11 protein-coding genes are annotated in these 9,549 nt (G+C 37.9%); all 11 read left to right on the top strand.

Translation table 11 applies throughout. The features are described 5' to 3' along the window. A partial coding sequence (smc, locus tag AC1DTM_RS13105; protein WP_477000320.1) for a chromosome segregation protein SMC occupies nt 1–3,082 on the top strand: 3,082 nt, incomplete at its 5' end. Between the two features lie 14 nt (nt 3,083–3,096). After that, entirely contained in the window at nt 3,097–4,086 is a 990-nt protein-coding gene (gene ftsY / locus AC1DTM_RS13100) for a signal recognition particle-docking protein FtsY (RefSeq protein ID WP_002160733.1), read from the top strand. Between the two features lie 132 nt (nt 4,087–4,218). Continuing rightward, a complete protein-coding gene (locus AC1DTM_RS13095; RefSeq protein ID WP_002160734.1) occupies nt 4,219–4,551 on the top strand; it encodes a putative DNA-binding protein in 333 nt (110 codons plus the stop codon). 12 nt (nt 4,552–4,563) lie between these two features. Further along, complete coding sequence (ffh, locus tag AC1DTM_RS13090) at nt 4,564–5,913, top strand: signal recognition particle protein (protein ID WP_002111383.1); 1,350 nt, start codon at nt 4,564–4,566, stop codon at nt 5,911–5,913. Between the two features lie 100 nt (nt 5,914–6,013). Beyond that, nucleotides 6,014–6,286 (top strand): 30S ribosomal protein S16, encoded by a 273-nt coding sequence (gene rpsP / locus AC1DTM_RS13085; protein ID WP_016106002.1) that lies wholly within the window; start codon nt 6,014–6,016, stop codon nt 6,284–6,286. Between the two features lie 14 nt (nt 6,287–6,300). Then, complete coding sequence (locus AC1DTM_RS13080; RefSeq protein ID WP_002088196.1) at nt 6,301–6,528, top strand: KH domain-containing protein; 228 nt, start codon at nt 6,301–6,303, stop codon at nt 6,526–6,528. A 121-nt stretch (nt 6,529–6,649) separates the two neighbouring features. Then, entirely contained in the window at nt 6,650–7,165 is a 516-nt protein-coding gene (gene rimM / locus AC1DTM_RS13075; protein WP_033710827.1) for a ribosome maturation factor RimM, read from the top strand. Continuing rightward, entirely contained in the window at nt 7,165–7,899 is a 735-nt protein-coding gene (trmD, locus tag AC1DTM_RS13070; protein ID WP_016106001.1) for a tRNA (guanosine(37)-N1)-methyltransferase TrmD, read from the top strand. Before rimM ends, trmD begins: the two co-directional genes overlap by 1 nt. A gap of 146 nt (nt 7,900–8,045) precedes the next feature. Next, nucleotides 8,046–8,390 carry a 50S ribosomal protein L19 gene (rplS, locus tag AC1DTM_RS13065; protein ID WP_002014524.1) on the top strand — a complete coding sequence of 115 codons (345 nt, stop codon included), beginning with the start codon at nt 8,046–8,048 and terminating at the stop codon, nt 8,388–8,390. A 100-nt stretch (nt 8,391–8,490) separates the two neighbouring features. After that, on the top strand, nt 8,491–9,042 hold the full coding sequence (lepB, locus tag AC1DTM_RS13060; protein WP_002066791.1) for a signal peptidase I: 552 nt from the start codon (nt 8,491–8,493) through the stop codon (nt 9,040–9,042). A 20-nt stretch (nt 9,043–9,062) separates the two neighbouring features. After that, nucleotides 9,063–9,549: ribosome biogenesis GTPase YlqF (ylqF, locus tag AC1DTM_RS13055; protein ID WP_477000319.1), on the top strand; the 487-nt coding region annotated here is incomplete at its 3' end.

Below are 9,549 nucleotides of genomic sequence, written 5' to 3'. Positions count from 1 at the left end.
AGCTGCGGGTGTGCTGAAATACAAACTTCGTAAAAAGAAAGCTGAAGGGAAATTGGCGGAAACACAAGAAAACTTAAATCGTGTACAAGATATTATTCACGAATTAAGTAGTCAAGTAGAACCACTAGAAAGACAAGCTTCTATTGCGAAAGATTATCTTGAGAAAAAAGAAGAATTAGAGAAAGTAGAAGCTGCGCTTATTGTACATGAAATTGAAGAATTACATGAAAAGTGGGAAGCGCTTCGAAATCAATTTGGGCATAATAAAGATGAAGAAGCTAAAATGTCGGCGAACTTACAAAAAAGTGAAGAAGAGCTTGAGGAATTACGCGGGCAATTACAAGCCGTTGATGAATCTGTAAATTCCTTACAAGAAGTTCTCCTTCTGTCTAGTAAAGAACTAGAAAAACTAGAAGGGCAACGCGAGCTGTTAAAGGAAAGGAAGCAAAATGCAACGACGCATTGTGCGCAGCTTGAAAAGCTAATTGTTGAGTTAACAGAGAAAGCTACAAGTTATGATGACGAAATTGAAACAAGTACAGAAGCGTTAATGCAATTTGTGAATCAAGTAAAAGAATTGGAGAAGAAATTGCATGATAACGAGCAATTACTTGCGACTTTTGCTGAGAATTTAGAGGAACAAATTGAGAATTTAAAAGGTGACTATATTGAACTTTTAAATCAACAAGCAAGTCTTCGTAATGAATTATCTATGATTGAAGAACAATCAAAACAGCAAAACTCTAAAAACGAACGACTTGATGAAGAAAATGAAAAGTATGTACAGATGCGTGTGGGAATTACAGCGAAAAAGGCGAAACTTGTAGAAAGTTATGAGCAAGCGAGAGAGAAAATAGCTGGCATTATTTCTAACATACAGAAGACAGAAACGGCACTTGGGAAATGTAAGTCACAGTATAGTGAAAATGAAACAAAACTGTATCAAGCGTATCAATTTGTGCAACAGGCGCGCTCTCGGAAAGAAATGTTAGAAGAGATGCAAGAGGACTATTCTGGCTTCTATCAAGGGGTACGTGAAGTATTAAAGGCTAGAGAAAATAGGCTACAAGGTATTGAGGGAGCTGTTGCAGAACTTCTGACTGTGCCGAAAGAATATGAAATCGCAATGGAAATCGCCCTTGGGGCAGCGATGCAACATATCGTAGTACAAACAGAAGAACATGCTCGTAATGCAATTGCATTTTTAAAGCAAAATAAACATGGCCGTGCAACGTTTTTACCTCAAGCTGTTATTAAAAGCCGATCGCTATCATTTGATCAATTACGCATTGTGAATCAGCATCCATCGTTTGTCGGTGTAGCGGCAGAACTTGTGCAGTACAATAATAAATATGAGAATGTAGTTTCCAGTTTATTAGGTACTGTTGTTGTTGCGAAAGATTTACGCGGAGCAAATGAGTTAGCGAAACAACTGCAATACCGCTATCGTATTGTAACACTCGAAGGTGACGTAGTGAATCCGGGTGGTTCTATGACGGGTGGAGCTGTAAAACAGGCGAAATCCTCTTTATTGGGACGTCAACGTGAACTTGAAGAGTGGACTAAAAAACTAACTGACATGGAAGAAAAAACAACGAAGCTAGAAAACTTTGTTAAAGCAGTAAAGCAAGAGATTCAAGAAAAAGAAGTACAAATACGAGAGCTACGCCAAGGTGTAGAGACCGAACGTGTAGATGAACAGAAGCTAAGAGAAGAAATTAATCGTTTAGAATTAGATGAACATCGTATTAATGATCGTTTATCGATTTACGATTTAGAGATTGAAGGATTTTTACAAGATCAAGTAAAAATGCAAGGGCGTAAAGAAGAGTTAGAAAAGATTTTAGCGACTCTTCAAGCGGAGATTGGGGAATTAGATAGCAAAATCGTCGTTTTAACGAAACAAAAAAGTGAACAACATTCTTCAAAAGAAAAAGTTCAGAAGGAAATGACGGAGCTAAAAGTACAAGCTGCTGAACAACAACAACGTTTGTCTAATCAAAAAGAAAAAGTCGAACGATTGACGAAGGAAAAAGAAGAGACTGATGCGACGCTTGTAAAAACGAAGGAAGATTTAGCGTTCTTAAAGCAAGAGATGACATCTAATTCAAGTGGCGAAGAACAAATTACGAATATGATTGAGAAGAAAGCGTATGATCGTAATCAAACTTCGGAGTTAATTCGTTCTCGTCGTGAACAACGCGTATCATTGCAAGAAAGAGTCGAGCATTTAGAGCGCGGTGCGAAAGAAACAATAGGTAAACATAAATATATTCTTGAGATGCTGAAAGATCAAGAAGTGAAAATTAACCGACTTGATGTAGAGCTGGAAAATAGATTGCAACATTTACGTGAAACATATACTATTTCATTTGAAGCAGCAAAACTTAAGTATACAATGATGATGCCGGCAGAAGATGCACGTAAAAAGGTGAAACTAATTAAACTATCCATCGAAGAGTTAGGCGCAGTAAATTTAGGGGCAATTGATGAATATGAACGTGTAGCAGAGCGCCATACATTCTTATTAGAGCAAAGAGATGACCTAGAAGAAGCGAAATCGACATTGCATCAACTTATTATGGAAATGGATGAAGAGATGAAAAAACGCTTTTCTACTACGTTCGAAGGGATTCGAACAGAGTTTCAATATGTATTCTCTGAACTATTCGGAGGTGGAAGAGCGGATTTAGTAATGACAAATCCAGAAGATTTACTAAATACTGGTATTGACATTGTAGCGCAACCACCAGGAAAGAAACTACAAAACTTAGGTTTACTTTCAGGGGGAGAGCGTGCTTTAACGGCAATTGCGCTCTTATTTGGTATTTTAAAAGTACGCCCAGTTCCATTCTGTGTACTAGATGAAGTAGAAGCAGCTCTTGATGAGGCAAACGTTGCTCGTTTTGCGCAGTATTTAAAGAAATTTAGTGATGAAACACAGTTTATTGTAATTACACACCGAAAAGGTACAATGGAAGAGTCTGATGTATTGTACGGTGTCACAATGCAAGAATCAGGGGTATCGAAGCTTGTTTCTGTTCGTTTAGATGATGGCGAAGAACTTGTTGCAAGTAGATAGGAAGGATGGGAAGTRTGAGTTTTTTAAAAAAATTAAAAGAAAAAATTTCAAAACAAACGGATACGGTAACAGAGAAGTTTAAACAAGGATTAGAAAAAACGAGAAATTCATTTGCTGATAAAGTAAATGACTTAGTGTACCGTTACCGTAAAATAGACGAAGATTTCTTTGAGGAATTAGAAGAAATTTTAATTAGTGCGGATGTCGGAGTTTCGACAGTGATGGAATTAATTGATCAGTTGAAAGAAGAAGTGCAACGTCGTAACATTCAAGATCCGAAAGAAGTACAGGCTGTTATTTCTGAAAAGCTAGTGGGAATTTACAAAGGTGACAGCGACTTTAGTAATGAAGTTAATATACAAGAGGATCAATTAACGGTAGTTTTATTTGTTGGTGTTAATGGTGTGGGGAAAACGACGACGATTGGTAAGCTTGCACATAAATTTAAATCAGAAGGTAAGTCTGTCCTATTGGCGGCAGGAGATACATTCCGTGCTGGGGCGATTGAACAATTAGAAGTATGGGGCGATCGTGTTGGTGTAGAAGTAATTAAACAAGGATCAGGATCTGACCCAGCGGCGGTTATGTATGATGCTGTACAAGCGGCAAAGGCCCGTAAAGTGGATGTATTACTATGTGATACAGCAGGACGCTTACAAAATAAAGTAAACTTAATGAAAGAGTTAGAGAAAGTGAAGCGCGTAATTGAGCGTGAAGTACCAGGGGCTCCTCATGAAGTATTACTAGTTATTGATGCAACAACAGGACAAAATGGCTTAAGCCAAGCGAAAACATTCCGTGAAGCAACAAATGTTACTGGTATTGTTTTAACGAAGTTAGATGGAACTGCTAAAGGTGGTATCGTTTTAGCGATTCGTAACGAAATGGATGTTCCGGTGAAATTTGTTGGGCTAGGAGAGCAAATGGATGATCTGCAGCAGTTTGATCCAGAACAATATGTTTATGGTTTGTTTGCGAACTTAGTAGAAACAGAAGAAGTGTAAGTGAAAGAAGCGGTATTTCCGCTTCTTTTTCTATAAAAATATGTGATGTTAAGAAAAAAACTTGACACTCTTTTGTACTCCATGTAAACTAAATCATGTAAAGGGAAATCACTTAACAAAGGATGATCCAACATGCTCGAGAAAACAACGAGAATGAATTATTTATTTGATTTTTATCAATCGTTGTTAACGCAAAAACAAAGAAGTTATATGTCGCTTTATTATCTAGATGATTTATCTCTTGGTGAAATTGCGGAAGAATTTGATGTAAGTCGCCAAGCCGTGTATGATAACATTAAACGGACTGAAGCGATGCTTGAAGAATATGAAGATAAATTAGTATTACTTCAAAAGTTTCAAGAGCGACAGCGACTTGTTGCAAAGCTAAAACAGCTAATCAGCGAAGAAGAGCATGTGTATGAAGAAATGAAACAAGTTGTTGAAGCTATCGAAAAATTAGATTAGGAGGGCGGCAATATGGCATTTGAAGGATTAGCCGACCGACTTCAACAGACAATGCAAAAAATCCGCGGCAAAGGAAAAGTTTCTGAAGCCGATGTGAAAGAAATGATGAGAGAAGTTCGTCTAGCTCTTTTAGAAGCGGATGTTAACTTTAAAGTAGTAAAAGATTTTATAAAGCGTGTGTCTGAGCGTGCTGTCGGACAAGATGTAATGAAAAGTTTGACACCTGGACAACAAGTAATTAAAATCGTACAGGAAGAACTTACAGAACTTATGGGCGGAGAGCAAAGCAAAATTGCTGTTGCTAATAAGCCACCTACTGTTATAATGATGGTTGGTCTGCAAGGTGCGGGTAAAACAACGACGACAGGTAAGCTTGCGAATTTGCTTCGAAAAAAGCATAATCGTAAACCGATGCTTGTTGCAGCGGATATTTACCGTCCAGCAGCAATTAAACAGCTTGAAACATTAGGGAAGCAATTGGACATGCCTGTTTTCTCCTTAGGAGATCAAGTAAGTCCGGTTGAAATTGCGAAACAAGCGATTGCGAAAGCAAAAGAAGATCATCACGATTATGTTTTAATCGATACAGCGGGTCGCCTGCATATTGATGAAGAACTAATGGATGAATTAGCGAAAGTCAAAGAAGTTGCGAAACCGGATGAAATTTTCCTTGTTGTCGATGCGATGACAGGACAAGACGCGGTAAATGTAGCACAAAGTTTCCATGAACAGTTAGGATTAACAGGTGTTGTATTAACGAAATTAGATGGTGATACGCGCGGTGGTGCGGCATTATCTATTAAGGCTGTAACAAATACACCAATTAAATTTGCTGGTATGGGTGAAAAACTAGATGCAATTGAAGCGTTCCATCCAGAACGTATGGCATCCCGTATTTTAGGGATGGGTGACGTCTTAACATTAATTGAAAAAGCACAAGCTACAGTTGATGAAGAGAAAGCAAAAGAACTTGAGCAAAAAATGCGTACGCTTTCGTTTACGCTTGACGATTTCCTAGAACAACTTGGACAAGTGCGTCAACTTGGACCGCTTGACGAATTGTTAGGAATGCTTCCTGGTGCAAATAAAATTAAAGGGCTGAAAAATGCACAAGTTGATGAAAAACAAATTGGGCATATTGAGGCAATTATTCGTTCTATGACTAAAGTAGAACGAGAACAACCGGAAATAATCAATGCTAGTCGTAAAAAGCGCATTGCCAAAGGTAGCGGTACAACGGTACAAGAAATCAATCGTCTAATCAAGCAATTTGATGATATGAAAAAAATGATGAAGACGATGACGGGAATGCAAAAAGGTAAGAAAAAAGGACTAGGTGGATTGAAGTTTCCATTCATGTAAGGAAAAAAGATGGCTCTGTTAAGAAAAAATACTTTACAAAGCAATAGTCTTTTTGCTAATATAATTATCTGTGTTAAATAAATTCGGAGGTGCTTTATAAATGGCAGTTAAAATTCGTTTAAAACGTATGGGAGCTAAAAAAACTCCTTTCTATCGTGTAGTTGTTGCAGATTCTCGTTCTCCTCGTGACGGACGTTTCATTGAGGAAATCGGTACTTACAATCCGGTTTCTCAACCAGCGGAAGTTAAGATCAACGAAGAAGCAGCATTAAAATGGTTAGGAAATGGTGCTAAACCGTCTGATACAGTTCGTAACCTTTTCTCTAACCAAGGTATCATGGAGAAATTCCACTTATCTAAACAAGGTAAGTAATTGAGGCAATGACAATGAAAATGTTAGTCGAGACAATTGTTAAACCTCTTGTGGATCATCCTGGAGATGTAAAAGTTACACAGGAACTTTGCAACGGAGAAATAAAGTATCGATTAACTGTACATCCTGAGGATGTTGGAAAAGTCATTGGAAAGCAAGGGAAAGTTGCGAAAGCGATTCGAATGCTCTTGTATTCAGTGGGACATCATAATGATGAGAACGTCACACTGGAAATTCAATAAACGTAAAAAGGGCGAGGAGTTATTTCCTCTCCCTTTTTTAACATTTAAAGAGAAATTGCATGTTCCATATATGAAATGGAAATGCTTAATTTATATAGAAACCAGGGGTGACATACTATTTATGACAAAATGGTTTAACGTAGGGAAAATTGTAAATACTCATGGCGTAAAAGGAGAAATTCGTGTTATTTCTCGTACTGATTTTCCAGAAGAGCGATATAAAGTAGGGAACACGTTATACATATGGGATGAGAAAGGTACAGACTATCTTACAGTGAAGGTAACTGCTCATCGTCAACATAAGACATTTGATTTATTAACATTTGAAGGATACAACAATGTAGATGAAGCAGAGAAGTTTAAAGGTTCTTTAATAAAAGTACCAGAAGAGCAGTTAGGCGAACTAGCTGAAGGTGAATACTACTACCATGAAATTATTGGTTGCAACGTTGTAACGGAAGAAGGAGAAGCATTAGGGACAATCAAAGAGATTCTATCTCCTGGTGCGAATGACGTTTGGGTGATTAAACGTCCAAAGGGTCAAGATCTGTTAATTCCTTATATTGATGACGTTGTACTTCAAGTTAACATTGAAAATAAATTAGTAACCATTCATGTAATGGAAGGGCTACTATAATGAAAATTGACATTTTAACATTGTTTCCAGATATGTTTACGGGTGTATTTGGGTCTTCAATTTTAAAGAAAGCACAAGAAAAAGAAGCGGTAGAGCTTCGTGTTGTCAATTTCCGTGAGTATACAACTAGTAAGCATAATAGTGTAGATGATTATCCGTATGGTGGGGGCGCTGGTATGGTATTAACCCCGCAGCCTATCTTTGATGCGGTAGAAGAGTTAACGAAGGAAACAGACCGTAAGCCGAGAATCGTCTTAATGTGTCCACAAGGAGAGCGTTTCACGCAGAAGAAGGCAGAAGAGCTTGCTGGAGAAGAGCATGTTATTTTTGTATGTGGCCATTATGAAGGATACGATGAACGAATTCGTGAGCATCTTGTAACAGATGAGATTTCTATTGGGGATTACGTATTAACGGGTGGAGAATTGGCTTCTATGGTAGTCACTGACAGTGTTGTACGTCTTTTGCCAGGAGTGCTTGGGAATCAAACGTCACAAGTGGAAGACTCTTTTAGCACAGGTTTGTTAGAGCACCCACATTATACACGTCCTGCTGATTTTCGTGGTATGAAGGTACCGGATGTACTAATGTCAGGAAATCATAAAAACATTGATGAATGGCGCCATAAAGAGTCAATACGTCGTACGTACACACGTAGACCGGATTTACTGGAAGAACGAGAATTATCTAAGCAAGAAGAGAAATGGCTGGAACAGATTAAAGAAGACCGATAAGGGCTTGATATATTTTCTATTGCAACAGTCCTAGCAATATGCTATTATAACATTTGTGCTACTGAAATCAGTAGCCGTATTAACGATGTTCCGCTGTAATTTAATAAGACTTTATAAGAGCATCTGTTTAAAGGAGAGAATTTAATATGCAACAATTAATCACAGAAATCACAAAAGGCCAATTGAAAACTGACCTTCCTTCATTCCGTCCTGGAGACACTTTACGTGTACACGTAAAAGTAGTTGAGGGAACTCGTGAAAGAATTCAGCTTTTCGAAGGTGTTGTAATTAAACGTCGTGGTGGCGGAATCAGTGAAACATTCACAGTTCGTAAGATTTCTTACGGTGTAGGTGTTGAGCGTACATTCCCAGTTCACACGCCAAGAATCGCGAACATCGAAGTACTTCGCCGTGGTAAAGTACGTCGTGCTAAGTTATACTACTTACGTAACCTTCGCGGTAAAAAAGCACGTATTAAAGAAATTCGATAAGACATGTATGGGAGCTTGTAAATACACAAGCTCCCTTTTTCCAATCTATATGAAATTTTGGTATAATACGAGCAGCTTACATAACTGTGGAGGGGAAAGCATGAAGAAAGAGAAGAGCTCACTTTGGGAATGGATCAAAGCAATTTTGATTGCTGTTGTATTAGCGGGCGTAATTAGACAGTTTTTCTTTGCCCCAATTCTCGTAGATGGTGTATCGATGTCGCCGACTTTACATGACCGTGATCGAATGATTGTTAATAAAATTGGCTATCACATAGGTGATCCGAAACGCTTTGATATTATTGTATTCCGAGCGACTGAAGAAAAAGATTACATTAAGCGTATTATTGGCCTGCCGGGCGACGAAATCGAATACCGTAATGATAAACTATATGTTAACGGGAAACCTTATGAGGAGCCGTATTTAGATAAGCAGAAAAAACAACTTGCTGACGGACCGCTTACATATGATTTTACTCTTGAAGAAATGACAGGAAAGAAAACTGTTCCAGAAGGTCAATTATTTGTTTTAGGCGATAATCGTCGTTTTAGTAAAGATAGCCGTTCGATTGGTACAATTTCAATGGACCAAGTGATTGGTAAAGCAAATATGCTATATTGGCCGTTAAAAGATGCACGTATTGTGAAATAAAAGAAAAAGAAGGTGGCAACATGGTAATCCAATGGTTCCCGGGACATATGGCAAAGGCTAGACGCCAAGTAACAGAAAAATTAAAGTTAATTGATGTTGTAATTGAGCTTGTAGATGCTCGATTACCTTTATCTTCTCGTAATCCAATGATTGATGAAATTATTACGCATAAACCAAGGCTTGTTGTTTTAAATAAAGCGGATATGGCGGATGATCGTCTTACAAAGCAGTGGATTGCATATTTTGATGAAAGAGGTCAAAAAGCAATTTCAATTAATGCACAAGCTGGACAAGGTATGAAAGAAATTGCAGCAGCTTGTAAAGTGCTTGTCAAAGAAAAATTCGATAAAATGGTTGCTAAAGGCATTAGACCAAGAGCAATTCGTGCTTTAATTGTAGGTATTCCAAACGTTGGTAAATCTACACTGATTAATAAATTAGCGAAGAAAAATATAGCAAAAACAGGAGATCGTCCTGGTGTGACAACGGCTCAGCAGTGGATTAAAG

This window comes from Bacillus sp. P4_D3 (assembly GCF_056401855.1).
This window is presented reverse-complemented; position numbering and strand designations above follow the sequence as displayed.